Here is a 15,056-nt window from a genome sequence, read left to right on the forward strand (position 1 = left end):
TGAACATGAGGTCACGTGGATCATGTTTGATGTTGCCTTCATCGTCCAGGTTACCAACATCGATCAACTCGCGCCGACCAAAACGAGGTGGCTTACCCGGGCGGATGGGGGCAAGTTCGAGTTGGCCAAAGATCCGGCTAAACGCAATGTGGGCGTCATTATCAAGGTTGGTCTGGCGGAACACACAGACGCCCCAGGTGCTGGCTGCGCGCAGAAGTTCTGCCTGGACAGTTGCGTCAAGCGGGGCGGAAATGTCCACGCCGGAAATTTCGGCTCCAAAGCGTGGCAGGATGGGTTCAACAGTCAGCGTCATGATGCTCCTCCTAGTTCTTGATGATGGAGCAGCAAGATTAACTTGAAATCAGGCGCGTGATAATCGACTATATGGTTCCCAGATGTGTTCTCAGGAGTTGCAAATGAGCGACATGCTCGAAACGATGCGGGCCGCAGTGTTAGTCGCCGAGACACGCAACTTGTCTGCTGCCGCGCGTCGTCTTGGGATCACACATACCGCTGTCAGCAAGCGTATCAACGAGCTTGAATGGCGCCTTGGTGCCGCCCTATTCACGCGTACCACGCGACACATAGGACTCACCGATGTCGGTGAGATTCGTCTTCGATCGATCAAACGTGTGCTCGCCGAGGTTGACGAAATGTTGTCTCAGACCAGCGACCCAAGTGTGCAATATACCGGTCGTTTGGTAGTCAAATGTCCGACAACACCTTTCGAAGCCCTATTCGAAGAAATATTTCTGAGATTTCGGCGGCGATTTCCCGGTGTCATCGTCGATGCACAGTTTGTCAACCGACAGGTTCATCCACTGCAGGAAGGATTTGACGTCGTGTTTTCGGTGCTCCCCACCCGCTTCCCGGGAGTTGTGGAGGAGAAAATTGGCCTGTTTGAGCAGAGCATCGTGATAGGTGGCACTGAGGACGCGCATCGCCGCATACCGACCTGTCCGGATGACTTGACGGGCTGCGAGTGCGTGGTCTTTACTCCGTTCGGCACACACTGGACCTTTTCACGCGACGGCCATCAGTCGACGGTCCGGATACAGCCGGTTTTTTCAACCAACAGTATGGATCTACTGATGAAGCTCGTTAGAGCTGGCACCGGCATTGCATTGGTACCGTCCGTACTACTCGATAAGTCGGAGGAGACTGATTTGAAGGTTTTACTAACCGAATGGCGTATTGAACCGCTTCTGCTTAAAGCCATGGTGCCTGACTATCGACTCGGTGCACAACCCATTCAGGGACTATTGTCGATCGCGCGTGAGATATTGGAGCACCCACAAGCATGAGCCTGTTGGTGTTCTAGTGTGCTGAATGAGCTACCTTTGAAAATTTGGTAATTCCGGTTCCTCGCGTCTAAACAAGCGCTTGCAAATGGAACTGGAAATCGCAAAATGAGTAGCAGCGTTCTTCGCCAAGTACCACCGGTGAAGTTTGCCTGGATTGACGCACAGTGCCGGCACGATCCGCCGTCGGCTCTGTGCGAGATCTTTTGCGTGAGCGTCAATGGCTATCGTGCCGGGAAGCGCGGCGACTCTCCCGCCGGTGCTCGACAGGATCATGCCGAAGTCATGACATGCGCGTGCCTGCCACGTTTGCTTTCCTGGGGTTTGTCGGCGTGCTTTTCATACGCTCGTGCCATACGACGGGCGTCGATGTCTGGTCGCTTAAACGGGTGAGTGACGATCCCTGTGCTTCAGCGTTGCCTCTCACGATGTTCTGCTCGAACAGGCCAATTTTCTCCTCCACAGCTCCCGGGAGTCGCTTGGGCAGCACCGAAAACACGACGTCAAATCCTTCCTGCAACGGATGAACCTGTCGGTTGATAAACGGTACATCGACGATGACACTGGGAAATACGGCGGGCGCGTGTCGTTTCGGGTACATCGCTCATTTGCAACTCCTGGGAACATATCTGGGAACGATATAGCTAATTATCACGCGTCTCATTTCAGGTTAGTCTTGCTGCTCCATGATCAAGATTGAGTGACGCCGGATTCGGCACGAAACGACGGTCGAGCTTGCGGCTCGACGATTGACGGACGTACCAGGTCCTCACCCAGCTACGCGATCAGCAGGCGCACACGCATCCGGTAGGCCGTCGGTTGGGGCAGGGCGGGTGATGTGATTCGGCAGGCGATGTATCGCAGCCGCGAGCGGGTCGAGCGATTGCTCCCGCTGACTCAGGCGTCCTAAAACCTCATCCGTATGCTTACGCTTGCCGCGAAAGCGGGATAGAGGCAGATATTGGCGACGAAATTTTCATAGCTCCGCAGGAATTAAGGATGCCAAACGTAAAATTGAACTAGGCCAGCGCGGCAACTCTTTTGGAATGGCGTGCTGGGTATGGGCAAGGTGTATTTCAACAGCCCGCTGAACCTGTGCGATCGATGAAATTGAAATGATGCTTCACTCGCCATCTGCAATGTTTGGACGAAAGCAGCCAAATGTGGGAGGAGACTGGAGATGAAGGGCTTGCCGTGTGTCGTCGCTTCGCTATGTGTCGCATCCGTATCGGCGTATGGACGGAGCAGTGTGACGTTATATGGAATCGTTGACAAGGGCATCACCTACACCGCCAGTCAGAGGGGCAATGGGTCTTTTTTGCGGACCCTTTCCAAACGGACAGACATCTATGCCGCCGCCGAATTGATGAAAGTGGGCGGTTCGGTGACGGCAGCGCAAATTACATAGGTCACTAGCCCATCAAACGGGTGATCGCAAGGCATTTTTCGTGTGGGATTGCATCATCCGTTTTAATTTGAGCGGAGGGTTTGCGAGACTCGCCTTCCCGCCAGTTGGAAGAGCAGTTCAGGAGGCGATGGTTATGTCGAAGCGAAGGATCGAACACACCAGCATTTACTCGCTACGTCGCACGCAGCAGAACGTGGTTGTTCAATTGATGTTGATAAAAATAGCATTTTTTTCGTGATGAAGATGCATGAACGGTGGGTACCTACAAAGACCCCCATACGTTGTTACCAGTCATCATGGAAGATTCGCATTCCTACAAAATATGATGACCCGACCTGATTTCCCATTGCTCTAACGCTAGATCGAACTTATGAAATGTTGATTGCAATGGGCACCAGGTGGAGGTCGACATGACGCAAGTATCTTGCGACGCATGTGCCGCTGTGAGTGCCGCTACTTAAAAATATAACTTGGAGAAAACTATGCAACCTACAGAAACAGGGTTGAATAAAATAGGAGGATATCTAACGATATCACTGTGTCTTGCGACTGCTTTGTTAGAGGGGCTCGATCTCCAGTCGATCGGCGTTGTTGCTCCACGCATAGCGCGCGAGTTTCATCTCGGTGCCGCGCAGCTAGGATGGGTTTTTGGATTCGGAGGGCTTGGCATGCTTCCCGGCGCCGTTTTCGGAGGGATGCTGGCTGATCGAATTGGTCGAAAGCGAGTGCTAATGCTGTCTGCTGCACTGTTTGGCATTTTCTCGCTGGCAACGACGCAAGTTAGCGAGATTAACGCCCTTTTGACGGTGCGGTTATTGACGGGCTTGGGTCTGGGTGCCGCAATGCCAACCCTGATCGCACTATGTACCGAGGTGGCAAGCGTCGAGCGACGCGGTACGGCGGTCGGTGCAATGTACTGCGGGATGCCTACGGGCGCTGTTCTCGCAACTGTCATTGGAATGATCAGCCCGGGCGAGCACGAGTGGCGAAATATCTTTTTTGTTGGGGGATTCGGGCCTTTGCTGGTGTTGGTGCTTCTTGCAGTCTTTATGAAGGAAACGTCACGTATCAAACGTGATGAGCACGACACTCGCGATAAGCCGATGAGCGTTTCGCAGGCCCTTTGGGAGGAAGGACGCGCGCGCATTACTCTCGCGTTGTGGACCAGCTACCTTGGTACGCTGATCGTAATCTACTTTTTGATCAACTGGCTGCCATACATGGTTCAGGCCCGTGGTCTAACGCACGAGCAAGCGGGTGTTGTTCAAGTGCTTCTTACCTTGGGCGCTGCGGCCGGATCGGTTGTCATTGCAACCTTGATGGATCGTATCGGTAGCAAGCCCACCTTGCTCGGCGCTTATGTTGGTATCGCACTTTCCCTTGCAATCCTTGCTGGCGCGACCGGCAGTACCTCGATGGCTTTGGGCGGATTGTTGGCGGGCTTTTTTCTTACTGGAGCCCAGGCGATTCTTTACGCCGTGACCGGGATGGCATACCCAACTCACGTGCGTGGTACATGCGTAGGCGCGACAGTAGCGGTCGGCAGGCTCGCACCAATCATTGGACCGCTGGCAGCCGGACAGCTCCTCGCGAATGGACAAAGTTCTTCCATGCTTCTCGCAACAAGCATTCCGGTGATCGTCGTCGCGGCAGTTTGCGCACTCAGTGTTACGCGGTGCGTTTTCTCCGTGGATGGTGTTCAAACGAAGGTTTTGACCACCTGATCCTCCTCGTATCGCTTCGCTTTGTTCATGAACTGTTATTTAAGGAGACAGTGATCGAGCCAGTAAGAAGCGGAAGAGGACTCAATCGCGTGACGATGTTGTGAGGGTTGTTAGAGGTCGCGCGACGCGGTGGGTGTAGCGACCGGGAACTCCTTGGCGACATGGAGCTTGCGCCGTAAAACAAATCCACCGATACAGCGGAAACCTTGCAGCAATGATCGAACACAATCGCGTTGACGACATTCCGGATCTACACCATGAAATCGCGCATCGAAGAAGCCCACCCGACATCCGGATTGCGGTGGGCGGATTTTATGAGGTCGTGGAATTCAACGGCAGGGAGTTCAAGCTTCCGTTCGACCCTTGCTCAGTGCACGAATGAAAAAGAACGCATGGGCGAACTGCATCTTTGGTATCGCTATTTCTTGTTTGGCGAGGACTGTTACGGGGGGCGGGGCAGCCTCGAACGCAGCCCGGCCGTGCGCATTTCTCCGCAACCTGCCGCCCTTGGGAAACTAGGTTCGTGCGATGCCCCGTATGGCGTATGGTATGTGAGGCCGGCCGTGAAGTGCAGGTGTTCGATGTCGTAGCTGGCCAGGAAGTTTGAGGGGAAGACGAATTTCGCGTAGGGTCGGTTGCGCGAGTGGTGCTTGTCCAGAGTCGTGATTCACCGACGGATAACGATGTCCCGGCGTACCTCTGTTGGTTGTAAGTGTAAGGAGTATCGAATTGGCACACATAGATCCGATTCGTGACGAAGATTCGCACGGCATACTGCGCCGATCGACATGCAGCCTATGCTATTCAAGTGCTAATCTCGGCTGGGATTCGTTGTTTGCTTCCGTCCAATATGAGTTTCCGTTCCAAGCCGATATAGACCCGGTTCGGCATCATTTGCTCGTATTTCACAGAAACGGTGGTGCTCGCGTAAGCGGATATGCGGGAGACAAGGCAATTCGACGAAACGTACCAGCGGGCGGGATCTACTTCTGGCCGGCGCACCGCGGATTCGGCATTAATCTCGAGTCCAGCGTCGAGACGATGCATCTGTATCTGCATGGCGATGTGTTCGACGCATGCTTACGCGAAAGGGGTGGGGATGGAATAGAGGCGATGCAACTTCTACCGGAAATGTGCGTTCAGGATGCTTTGCTACTCGAAATTGGCACCGAGGTTTCGCGGCTGATGGAGTCAAAAGCCAAAGGTGTCGGACTCTACATCGACACGTTGGCCTTGGCGATATCCGAACGGTTGATTTCGCGCCAGCTAAAACGATACGTGTCTACACAAGGAAAATTACAGTGTCCACCTTTGTCGCCGGTCAGATTGCATGCGATTACGGAGTATGTCGATGTAAATCTGTGTGAGGAGATCAGTCTTTCCCAGTTGTGCGCGCTGGCGGGCATGAGCGCGTCGCATTTCGTGCGGCGGTTCAACGCTGCTCTCGGACAGTCTCCTTACCAGTTCGTATTAAGTCGTCGCATAGAGTCGGCGAAGCGATTACTTGCGAGAACAGATCGTCCGATAGCCGATATTGCCCTGGATTGCGGATTTTCACATCAGGAGCACTTAACCAACGCGTTTCGCCGTCGAGTGGGTACGACGCCAGCAGCCTACCGTAAAGCTTCGGGCGCACACTCTTCAGCTGACATTCTGGATAAATAAGTGAGGCAAAGGTGCCTGGTATTCAATCTCGCATTTAGAGCTGAAACACGGGGATTCCAACCGGTCATACTGGTCGCTCTGCTAACCGAATGGGACCTGTCATGGTGCATTCGATTGTGGGTATCTAACTGCCCCCAACGTGGCGCAAGAGACGGTGGGGAGTGCCCATGCGTCCCCGAGCCAGTAGATTGGCACATCGGCTGCCCAGCACGACACCAGGGCAACTCTCGCAACAATCCGCGGGGTCTACCTGCTGTCCAAATGATCCGCTGTATATGTGCAGGGGGCATATATCTTCAATAGTGCCAAGGCCGCGTACGCGGTTAGCGCGGGCGGTCCCGGAGCGTCTCCTGCCGCCGCACTCGACGACTTGCGCCGGGGTTCCATGGTTCGTGTGCTCGCGCCGTACACGCTGGAGAAAATGACCGTGTACGCGCAATTCCCTTCTCGAAGATATCTAAGCGCCAACGTGCGTAGCTGGATCGATTTCCTTCAGGCCACGCTGCCGCCAATGTTGAAATCCGATGAGCGCATACTCCGGCAACTAGCCGGGTGACTTTAGCGCTTGCTCATTCCTTTAGCAAGGAGGGCAACGACCTGTAACGCCGAGTCAACAATCGGAGCTCTGCGATGTGTGCGAAACACGCAGTTGATCGGGACTGACAGCTTCTTTGGTTCAAGCTCAATGAATGTCACGCCCGGCCATCGAACATGTGCGACTGACGCTGGCACCAATGCAGCGCCTGTCCCGGCGGCAGTCAGTGCAAGGGCCGCAGTGACGTCTTCGACCTCGGCTGCTATTTTTGGCTCCACCCCTTCCGTTCTAAACATGGAAACTACCTTGTCGGCGAAACTTGGTCGATCGCCGCGTGGATACAGGATGATGGGCACATCGACCAGGTCTGCCACTACACGGGCACCGGCAACGCGTGTGTCCCAAGGGTCCGCAACGGCGACGTGAAGCGTCTCCGACCCAATGTTCCAGCTCGTCACGCCTTCTGTCACCGGATAGAAACGCCCGAATCCAATATCCACCACTCCTGAGAGGAGAGATTCCAGCTGAGCCTCCTTGGTCATGTGAGCCACGGAGATGGTGGCGTCGGAATACGTCGCAAGGAAAGTCCTGACGAACGCCGGAACTGTCTCAAAGACAGCAGTCCCAAAGTAGACGAGATTCAGTTCACCCGATTCGCCTCTGGCCGCAGCTTGCGATCGGCGAGAAGACCGCTGCACAAGCGCGAGCAACTGACGTGCGTCGTCAAGAAACACCTTTCCCGCAGCGGTAAGTTCAACACCTCGCGCCGACCGCTCGAAGAGCTTTGCCCCAATGTCGCGCTCAAGAGCCTGGATCTGACGTGTGAGCGGTGGCTGTGATACGTGCAACCTCTGCGCCGCGGTTCCAAAACCTCCCGCTTCCGCGACGGCGACGAAGTATTTCAACTGTCTGATTTCCATGGTGTGCCCCATTTATTTTTTGGCTCTTCGGCGATTGTGAGCAAGTACCTCTCGCTCCGCAACCAGCATCGGCCATACGGAAACCGTATGAGGCACACGGAGTAAAGGTATTGGACCGCACAGGTTCCCAATCCCTATCATGACTTCGCGGGGTGGTTGTCGCCCACGCGTTCATGTTTTAGACGGAGGAGAAATGAACAACAGAATCAAGGATGTTGTCGATACCATCGTGTCGGCGGTACAGCGGGCGCTCGACGAGAAAGAGGTCACGGAGTCGGAATACAGAACCGCGGTCCATTACCTCATGGAGGTCGCGCAACAGCGTGAAATTGCGCTGCTTTGCGACGTATTCTTCAACAGCACCGTCGTGGCGACGAAGGCCCGTCTTAGCGACGGCTCAACGCCTGCAATCGAAGGGCCCTACTATCGTGACGACGCTCCGCTGGTCGAAGACCGGCTCAAGAGTTACGACACGGACGACCACAAGCCGTTGCTAATCCAGGGAACGGTCAAAGGGGTCGACGGAAGCGTGATTGAGAACGTAACGATTGATGTCTGGCATTCGACTCCCGACGGCAAGTACAGTGGTTTTCATGACGACATTCCGACCGATTTCTATCGAGGCAAACTCCGGGTTGGCACCGATGGCGGGTTCCGTGTGCGAACGACGATGCCGGTCGCCTACCAGATTCCAAATCAGGGTCCTACCGGCGCATTGCTTGAAACCATGGGTGGTCACTCGTGGCGTCCGGCCCACGTGCATTTCAAGGTGAACGCGCCGGGGTACGAAACGCTGACGACCCAGTACTACTTTGAAGGAGGGGACTGGGTCACGGACGACTGTTGCAATGGCGTCGAGTCCAGTCTGATCACACCCGACATTGTGCAAGATGGCGCTCGCGTGATGAACATCAATTTCGTAATTGAGCCCGCGCGTTCGCAGGCGGGAGCAAACGCATGAAGATCGATGCGATCGAGGCAGTAATCGTGGATGTGCCGACCAGGCGGCCGATCCAGATGTCGATCACTACCGTGCAGCAGCAGAGCTACGTCATCGTCCGGGTTTTTTCCGAGGGACTGGTTGGCGTTGGCGAGGGCGGAAGTGTTGGTGGTCCAGTCTGGAGCGCGGAATGTGCGGAGACAATCAAGATCATCGTGGAGCGGTATCTCGCTCCCCACCTCGTCGGAACTGATGCGTTCAACGTTTCGGTTGCACTGCAAACCATGGCGCGTGCCGTCACTGGAAACGCGTCCGCAAAAGCTGCAGTCGAGATGGCGTTGCTGGACCTCAAAGCCCGTGCATTGGGCGTATCGATCGCCGAGTTACTTGGCGGAAAATTGCGCACTGCGATTCCGATTGCCTGGACGTTGGCGAGCGGCGATACGAAGCGCGATATCGATTCTGCCGTCGAGATGATTGAAAGGCGACGGCACAATCGCTTCAAGGTTAAGCTAGGTTTTCGGTCCCCGCAAGACGATCTTATCCATATGGAGGCTTTGTCAAATAGTCTGGGATCGAAGGCATCGCTTCGCGTTGACGTGAATCAGGCTTGGGACGAGCAGGTGGCGTCCGTATACATCCCCGAGCTGGAAGCGCTTGGTGTGGAACTCATCGAACAGCCGGTCGCCCGCGAAAATATACATGCTTTAAAGCGGCTCTCCGGCAACAACCGGGTGGCTATCATGGCGGATGAAAGCCTGAGTACCCTGGCCTCGGCGTTCGATCTCGCGCGCGATCGAAGTGTGGATGTCTTTTCACTGAAGCTTTGCAACATGGGGGGAGTCTCAGCGACGCAAAAGATAGCAGCGGTCGCCGAGGCAAGCGGGATTGCATCGTATGGCGGCACAATGCTTGATTCGACGATCGGCACTTCGGTCGCACTTCAGCTCTATTCGACGGTTCCGTCGCTTCCGTTCGGTTGCGAACTGCTAGGCCCCTTTGTGCTGGCAGACACGCTGAGCGAGGAGCCGCTCGAGATCCGGGATTATGAATTGCAGATCCCTACTGGCGTCGGTCACGGCATGACGCTTGACGAGGACAAGGTGCGCCAATACGCACGTGTCAGCTAGCCAGGCCGCGCAGCGCAGGCCGCGGGTATGCGTCACCTTAAATGCCGCTGCGCACCTGTAACTGGAGACTAATATGTTATCAAAGGGCGTTGAAATCACGTCGCGCTCGGGGGGGCGGTTTGGTGCTTACCTTGGTAAGCCGAATGCCGTCTCCGCACCCATTGTCGTGATCGCGCAGGAGATTTTCGGGATCACACCTTTCATAAGAGAAACCGTAGATTGGCTCGTTGGCGCGGGCTTTGGCTGCGTGTGCCCGGATCTGTACTGGAGACAGGCGCCGAATATCGAGCTTGATGCAAACGTACCGTCGGAGCGGGAACAGGCGCTTGCGTTGTTTCGTGACTTTGACCTGGAAGCAGGAACCGATGATCTTGCGTGCACCATTGAATACGCTCGTGCACTTCCTTTCTCGAACGGCCGCGTCGCTGTAGTTGGGTACTGCCTGGGAGGTGCTCTGGCGTTCAACGTCGCTGCGCGATCGTTGGCCGATTGCTCAATCGGCTATTACGGTGTGGGACTTGAGAAAAAGGTTTCACTGGTGCCAGCTATTGGCCGCCCGGCCATGTTTCATATGGGTACCGAAGATCACTATGTCACGGCAGAGGCACGTAGCATTCTCGACGAACATTTTGGTCAAAACAGAAACATCAGTCTCCACTGGTATCCAGTGGGACATTCATTTGCGCGGGCATCGAGCCCAGGTTTCGATCAGGCAGCGACGACTGTGGCCAATGCGCGGACGCTCGAATTGCTTGCGACCTTGAAGGCTCTTTCATGAAGAAATTCACGTTTGACTATATGAGCCCGAGGGTCGTCTTCGGGGCGGGTACTGTGTCTGCGTTGCCAGACGAAGTTGAACGCCTTGGCTCACGTCGCCCCCTGGTATTAAGCAGCCGGGACCAACGCGAGTTAGCAAAAGATATCGTCCGTCCGATAGGTGACAGGGTAGCGGGTTATTTCGATGGTGCAACGATGCATGTTCCCGTCGAAGTCATTCAGCAAGCCGAGCGGGCTTTCAAGAATACCGAAGCAGACTCAGTCATCGCGATCGGCGGGGGATCGACTACCGGACTCGCGAAAATCCTTTCGATGAAACTTGATGTATCGAGTCTGGTTATACCGACGACCTACGCCGGTAGTGAAATGACCACCATTTGGGGTGTCACGGAAGACGGTGTGAAGAGGACCGGCAGAGACCCGAAGGTCCTCCCGAAGACAGTGATTTACGATCCGTTGCTCACGGTCGAATTGCCGCTTGCAATTTCGGTGACCAGCGCGTTGAATGCAATCGCTCACGCAGCAGAAGGTCTGTATGCGTCGGAGCTCAACCCCGTACTCGAAGCTATGTGCAAGCAAGGCATAAGCGCCTTGTTCGATGCAGTCCCGCGGCTGGTAGCAGCACCGAATGACGTGGAAGCGCGCACGGATGCCCTTTTTGGGGCATGGATGTGTGGCACTGTGCTATGCCATCTAGGCATGGGGCTACATCACAAGCTCTGCCACACGCTCGGTGGGACGCTTAATCTTCCTCACGCTGAGACGCATTCGGTCGTGCTACCACATGCTCTCGCATACAATCTGCCGTACTCCGGGGTGGCCACGCGACTGCTTCAGGAAATCGTCGGCAGCAGTGACGTCCCGGGCGCACTATATGACCTCGCCAGAGATGCCGGAACGCCTCTCAGTCTCGCGGAACTCGGTATGCGACCCGAAGATATTCCGAAAGTCCGCGATCTGGCTCTAAAGGACCAGTATCCGAATCCGCGCCCGCTGGAACCGGATGCATTGGAAACACTGTTAGCCAATGCGTTTCATGGAGCAAGACCGGACTCTCAATAACGGTCATCCCCCTGTATCGCGCCGGGTCGGGAACTGCCAAGCGAAACTTGCACACTTCGCAACGTAAAGATGGGGCGTTCCATATCATCCTGAGAGCCACGAGACGTGTGCCAATTGATACCGGCGACACGAACATCTCAGGCAGGTTTAGCTTTCGCAAATTGGACAAGTGCATTGCACCGAGCACATTCTCGACCCGCTTCAGGTTTCGACCATCGCTACGCTGCGTACTCGTGGCCAAATTGGCCAGCACCTTCTCGCGGTAGTCGGCAACAAGCTGACGTACCGTCCAGTTCGTCCGGGATTTGTCCTTGCGTTTCTCGGTCGCCGGGTTGTTGCCTTTCTGAACTTCGACGCGTTTTTCGGCCGCGAGCTTGCGTGCCGCCGACAGCGTCAGATCGGGGTAGCGTCCGAGTGTCAATTCTTCCGGTTTTCCGCCTATCCGGAAACGGAGTATCCAAGACGCAGTCCCTGTGGCTGAAAGAGTGAAGGTCAAGCCGCCGCCGTCAGTTTTTTTCGAGGGGTCGCCTTTCCCGAATCCATCGCCTTAGTTCGAGATCGGATAGGACATTCGGTCCGCGAGTTGCCATTGCACGCCTCTGTCTAGCTACACATTTTAGGCGCGCTCTGCACGGATGACAACGGATTGACGCGGATGGCTATTTATATGTATTTAAATTTTAAGGTGTTTATATGAATTCTCTGGAACTCGTCGGCCCTCGGCGGACCTACATCAGCACAATATCGTATTGTGCTGGTATGCGTATCGAGCGATATCATCTTATATCGCAAATCTCTTTAAAGTCCCTTGTGCACAAAGGGGGCTACCTTTTCGGTGTTTCATCTCGTATCATCCGAGGTCTTGTAAGCGCGCCCGGAATGGGTAGCTAGTTGGGTAGCTGGCTACCCGCTCGGATGAGGCTCATCAACATGGCAAAACGAGAGTCCAATTTGCTCAGCGATGTGCAGTTGCGCAAATGGATACGGGAGGGCGCACCTGTAGCAAAATCGGATGGGGGCGCACTGACATTCACCCTCTCTGCTGCGGGGTCCGCTTCATGGGTTCTGCGGTTTCGCCACGGTGGCCGCCGTCAAGAACTGACGTTGGGGAGCTACCCGGACCTCACCCTTACAGCGGCGCGTGCAGTGGCCGCGAAACGCCGTGTCGCTATCGCCGAAGGTGTCAACCCCGCTGATGAGGTTCGCAAGGCCAAAGCACGAAAGGATTGGACCGTCCGTCAACTCATCGCAGACTATCGCGAGAGGGTGCTTATGACGCTCGCGGCCAGCACGCAATGCAGTTACGGACGCAATTTGAAGCGAGTCGAGAACGGTATGGGTGCCATGTCCGTTCAAACTGTCGGACCAGCTGATATCGTCGCGGAAATTGAACGGCACAAACGTGGTTGGGTCGAGATCTTTACGCTTTGGTGTGTCTTACGCGGCATTTTTAAACATGCTGCTGGCAAGAAGCTGATTCTTTCCAATCCCTGTGCAGGCATTCAACTCGACGCGATCATCGGCAAGCGACCGGACGTGCGAAAACGGCTAATGCTGACGGATTCCGAACTCCATGTCCTGATGAATGCGAAGATGCGCGACGTGAACCTTTACGCTGTGCGCATTGCGCTCGCGACGGGAGTGCGGATCAGCGAGCTTTACACGGCGCTCCGCGCAGACCTTCATTTCGACGAGGCGAGGTGGCATGTGCCGGCGAGCAAGACCGGCCCGGCGATGGACATACCGCTTGCGCCTATCGTCGTCGAATGGTTCGAACGGCTGCACGTTCTCGCGGGCGCATCCGACTACATACTACCCGCGCGCTTGAGCAACCGGCTCGACCGACACGACGGCGACACGCACGTATCGAAAGATGCGATACGTGAGGCAATCGACTACTGGATCAAGAGCCACGAGCCCAAGATTCGCCGCTTTACGCCCCACGATCTTCGTAGCACGATGAAGAGCCACATGCGAAAGCTTGGCGTGCCGCGCGACATCTGCGAGATGTGCCTGAATCACAGGCTGGCAGGGGTCGAGGGCATCTATGACCAATACACGTACTGGGACGAGCGTCGGGCCGCTCTTGAGTTATGGGCGGAGTTTCTGACAACCCGGATGCGCGATGAAAAATGGAATGTGATTCCGATTCGAGAGGCCGCTTAAGCGCTAGGAGATAAATTTGATGGCAGCAACAAACAACGTTACTCCTATTGAGCGCGAATACTACCGTCTTTCAGAAGCTGCGTCGGCCTTGAGCCTCAGCGAGGACGATCTGTTGCACTTAGGCGCGACAGGGCGTGCAGAGCTGTGCGCACCGGTTTTGAATGAGGCAACGTACTCGTGGGGGAAGTTCACGCCACATCTCGTACAACGCCCCGACCTTGACGTCATCGTCATTTGGTTTTCACCCTCAGATAGAGTGATTCTTCACAAAGAGGATCTTGCGCGCATCGAGTCTACGGGCGCGGCTCGCATAACCTCGTTCGTTATGCCATCCGAGCCACTTCCGGAATACGCGGGCGAGTGGTTCTCGCATGACGAGATGACCCCGGAAATCTACGCGCAAATGGCATCAACCGAGAAGAAGCACCTCTTCGTATCAAGTGCCGAAGTTAAGCGACTACGGGCCGAATCGTTGGCTCGCTCGCACGACACTTTAGGAGAGGGTGAGCGAGCAACGCTTCAAAGGCAGATCGCCGCGTTGGCACTCGTTCTCGCCGAGAAGTCTAGTAAGTACGCAAAGGGCGACAGGCCAAATGGCAGCCAGATCGCCGAGGCAGTCGACGAGCTGCTGTCGTGGTTGCCTGATGCAAACACGCGCGGGGTGAGCAAGTCCAACATCCGAGCGAACATCAGCGCGGGGATCGGGCTGTTGAATGGATAGTCGGTTGCCGACTGGCAATTGATTTTGCCAGCTGGCAGCTCGCCGGTGCTTTGCTCCATAGTATTCGCATCGCCCGTCTCATTCCGACTCACTGCGGCGCGATATACGCCGGGCAGTATCGCGCCATACAAGGAGCGATACTCCGATGTTTCAACTCACAAGCGCGCCAATCCCGAAGGCGCTCGCTTCGTTCGATGCTCTGCCCGGTTCTGCGCACGTTGATGTGCGCGCCGTGGCGGGTCTCTATGGCTGCTCTGTCCCAACTGTTTGGCGACGTGCTGCGTCGGGCCTCATCCCACAACCTAAGAAGTTCGGCCACTCGACCCGCTGGAACGTCGCTGAACTGCGCGCGGCACTGTTGGAGGCTGCGTAATGACGCTGACGACCAATGCCTGCAATCCGCTCGTTGCGTTTGGCAGCAACCATACGGACCTGTATCAGCCGCGCTCGGTCGGTGAGGGCGCAGCATATGCTCACCTGCTATCTTTCGACGGCGCAGCCGTGCGCATTACGACGCGCGGCGTCGATCCGTGGTTTAACGTCAATGATGTGTGCGCCGTGCTCGACTTTGCCAATCCGCGCCAAGCTGTCGAATCGCACGTCGACGACGATTGTGATGGTCTAATTTCCTCGGACAGGTCGATAGGAGGACAATCCGGAATCGACGAGGAAAAAGAGCAAGATGACAAGAAGGCGCCGACAATTTG

Annotated in this window: 16 protein-coding genes and 3 pseudogenes; 15 read left to right on the top strand and 4 right to left on the bottom strand. The window is 55.6% G+C overall.

What is annotated here, in order from left to right; all coding sequences use genetic code 11:
* A partial coding sequence (locus tag P3T22_RS32765) for a TauD/TfdA dioxygenase family protein (protein ID WP_429327221.1) occupies nucleotides 1-313 on the bottom strand: 313 nt, incomplete at its 3' end.
* Between the two features lie 103 nt (nucleotides 314-416).
* Here P3T22_RS32765 and P3T22_RS32770 point away from each other — a divergent pair.
* Together P3T22_RS32770 and P3T22_RS32775 are read left to right on the top strand one after the other, a co-directional pair.
* Complete coding sequence (locus P3T22_RS32770; RefSeq protein WP_063495233.1) at nucleotides 417-1,304, top strand: LysR family transcriptional regulator; 888 nt, start codon at nucleotides 417-419, stop codon at nucleotides 1,302-1,304.
* 70 nt (nucleotides 1,305-1,374) lie between these two features.
* Nucleotides 1,375-1,592 (top strand): annotated as a pseudogene (locus P3T22_RS32775) (IS3 family transposase); the annotation flags it as partial.
* Here the strand turns inward: P3T22_RS32775 and P3T22_RS32780 are convergent.
* Complete coding sequence (locus P3T22_RS32780; protein WP_063495234.1) at nucleotides 1,585-1,902, bottom strand: hypothetical protein; 318 nt, start codon at nucleotides 1,900-1,902, stop codon at nucleotides 1,585-1,587. The pseudogene P3T22_RS32775 and the gene P3T22_RS32780 overlap by 8 nt on opposite strands.
* Nucleotides 1,903-2,001: 99 nt before the next feature.
* On the opposite strand from P3T22_RS32780, the pseudogene P3T22_RS32785 reads away from it, so the two are divergent.
* From P3T22_RS32785 to P3T22_RS32810, 6 genes and pseudogenes are all read left to right on the top strand, one after another.
* Nucleotides 2,002-2,211, top strand: a pseudogene (locus P3T22_RS32785) (IS5/IS1182 family transposase); the annotation flags it as partial.
* Between the two features lie 270 nt (nucleotides 2,212-2,481).
* Nucleotides 2,482-2,709, top strand: a complete 228-nt coding sequence (locus tag P3T22_RS32790; protein WP_429327222.1) for a hypothetical protein — start codon at nucleotides 2,482-2,484, stop codon at nucleotides 2,707-2,709.
* 482 nt (nucleotides 2,710-3,191) lie between these two features.
* Complete coding sequence (gene mhpT, locus P3T22_RS32795; protein WP_429327223.1) at nucleotides 3,192-4,433, top strand: 3-(3-hydroxy-phenyl)propionate transporter MhpT; 1,242 nt, start codon at nucleotides 3,192-3,194, stop codon at nucleotides 4,431-4,433.
* Nucleotides 4,434-4,647: 214 nt separating this feature from the next.
* Nucleotides 4,648-4,815: a hypothetical protein gene (locus P3T22_RS32800; protein ID WP_158515240.1), complete on the top strand. Its 168-nt coding sequence runs from the start codon at nucleotides 4,648-4,650 to the stop codon at nucleotides 4,813-4,815.
* A gap of 347 nt (nucleotides 4,816-5,162) precedes the next feature.
* Nucleotides 5,163-6,098, top strand: coding sequence for a helix-turn-helix domain-containing protein (locus P3T22_RS32805; protein ID WP_429327224.1), 936 nt, complete (start codon nucleotides 5,163-5,165; stop codon nucleotides 6,096-6,098).
* A gap of 277 nt (nucleotides 6,099-6,375) precedes the next feature.
* Nucleotides 6,376-6,654: a LysR substrate-binding domain-containing protein gene (locus P3T22_RS32810; protein ID WP_429327225.1), complete on the top strand. Its 279-nt coding sequence runs from the start codon at nucleotides 6,376-6,378 to the stop codon at nucleotides 6,652-6,654.
* Nucleotides 6,655-6,656: 2 nt separating this feature from the next.
* On the opposite strand, the gene P3T22_RS32815 is transcribed toward P3T22_RS32810, so the two are convergent.
* Complete coding sequence (locus tag P3T22_RS32815; protein ID WP_063497844.1) at nucleotides 6,657-7,553, bottom strand: LysR family transcriptional regulator; 897 nt, start codon at nucleotides 7,551-7,553, stop codon at nucleotides 6,657-6,659.
* 193 nt (nucleotides 7,554-7,746) lie between these two features.
* Between P3T22_RS32815 and P3T22_RS32820 the strand changes: the two genes are divergently transcribed.
* The 4 genes from P3T22_RS32820 to P3T22_RS32835 all read left to right on the top strand — a co-directional run bounded on the left by P3T22_RS32820 (nucleotide 7,747) and on the right by P3T22_RS32835 (nucleotide 11,462).
* Nucleotides 7,747-8,514, top strand: a complete 768-nt coding sequence (locus P3T22_RS32820; protein ID WP_063495246.1) for a chlorocatechol 1,2-dioxygenase — start codon at nucleotides 7,747-7,749, stop codon at nucleotides 8,512-8,514.
* Nucleotides 8,511-9,623, top strand: coding sequence for a chloromuconate cycloisomerase (tfdD, locus tag P3T22_RS32825; RefSeq protein WP_063495247.1), 1,113 nt, complete (start codon nucleotides 8,511-8,513; stop codon nucleotides 9,621-9,623). Before P3T22_RS32820 ends, tfdD begins: the two co-directional genes overlap by 4 nt.
* A gap of 73 nt (nucleotides 9,624-9,696) precedes the next feature.
* Nucleotides 9,697-10,401, top strand: a complete 705-nt coding sequence (locus tag P3T22_RS32830) for a dienelactone hydrolase family protein (protein ID WP_063495248.1) — start codon at nucleotides 9,697-9,699, stop codon at nucleotides 10,399-10,401.
* The gene (locus P3T22_RS32835) at nucleotides 10,398-11,462 is read left to right on the top strand and encodes a maleylacetate reductase (protein WP_063495249.1); all 1,065 of its coding nucleotides are present in this window, start codon (nucleotides 10,398-10,400) and stop codon (nucleotides 11,460-11,462) included. The genes P3T22_RS32830 and P3T22_RS32835 overlap by 4 nt, the downstream gene beginning before the upstream one ends.
* A gap of 370 nt (nucleotides 11,463-11,832) precedes the next feature.
* Here the strand turns inward: P3T22_RS32835 and P3T22_RS32840 are convergent.
* Nucleotides 11,833-11,958: pseudogene (locus tag P3T22_RS32840) on the bottom strand (Arm DNA-binding domain-containing protein); the annotation flags it as partial.
* Nucleotides 11,959-12,392: 434 nt separating this feature from the next.
* On the opposite strand from P3T22_RS32840, the gene P3T22_RS32845 reads away from it, so the two are divergent.
* The 3 genes from P3T22_RS32845 to P3T22_RS32855 form a co-directional block, all read left to right on the top strand.
* A complete protein-coding gene (locus P3T22_RS32845; protein WP_429327226.1) occupies nucleotides 12,393-13,628 on the top strand; it encodes a tyrosine-type recombinase/integrase in 1,236 nt (411 codons plus the stop codon).
* Nucleotides 13,629-13,644: 16 nt separating this feature from the next.
* Nucleotides 13,645-14,349, top strand: coding sequence for a hypothetical protein (locus tag P3T22_RS32850; protein ID WP_429327227.1), 705 nt, complete (start codon nucleotides 13,645-13,647; stop codon nucleotides 14,347-14,349).
* Between the two features lie 372 nt (nucleotides 14,350-14,721).
* Nucleotides 14,722-15,056: BRO family protein (locus P3T22_RS32855; RefSeq protein ID WP_429327228.1), on the top strand; the 335-nt coding region annotated here is incomplete at its 3' end.

The sequence above is a fragment of the Paraburkholderia sp. GAS348 genome, from assembly GCF_050434205.1.
Lineage (GTDB): Bacteria > Pseudomonadota > Gammaproteobacteria > Burkholderiales > Burkholderiaceae > Paraburkholderia.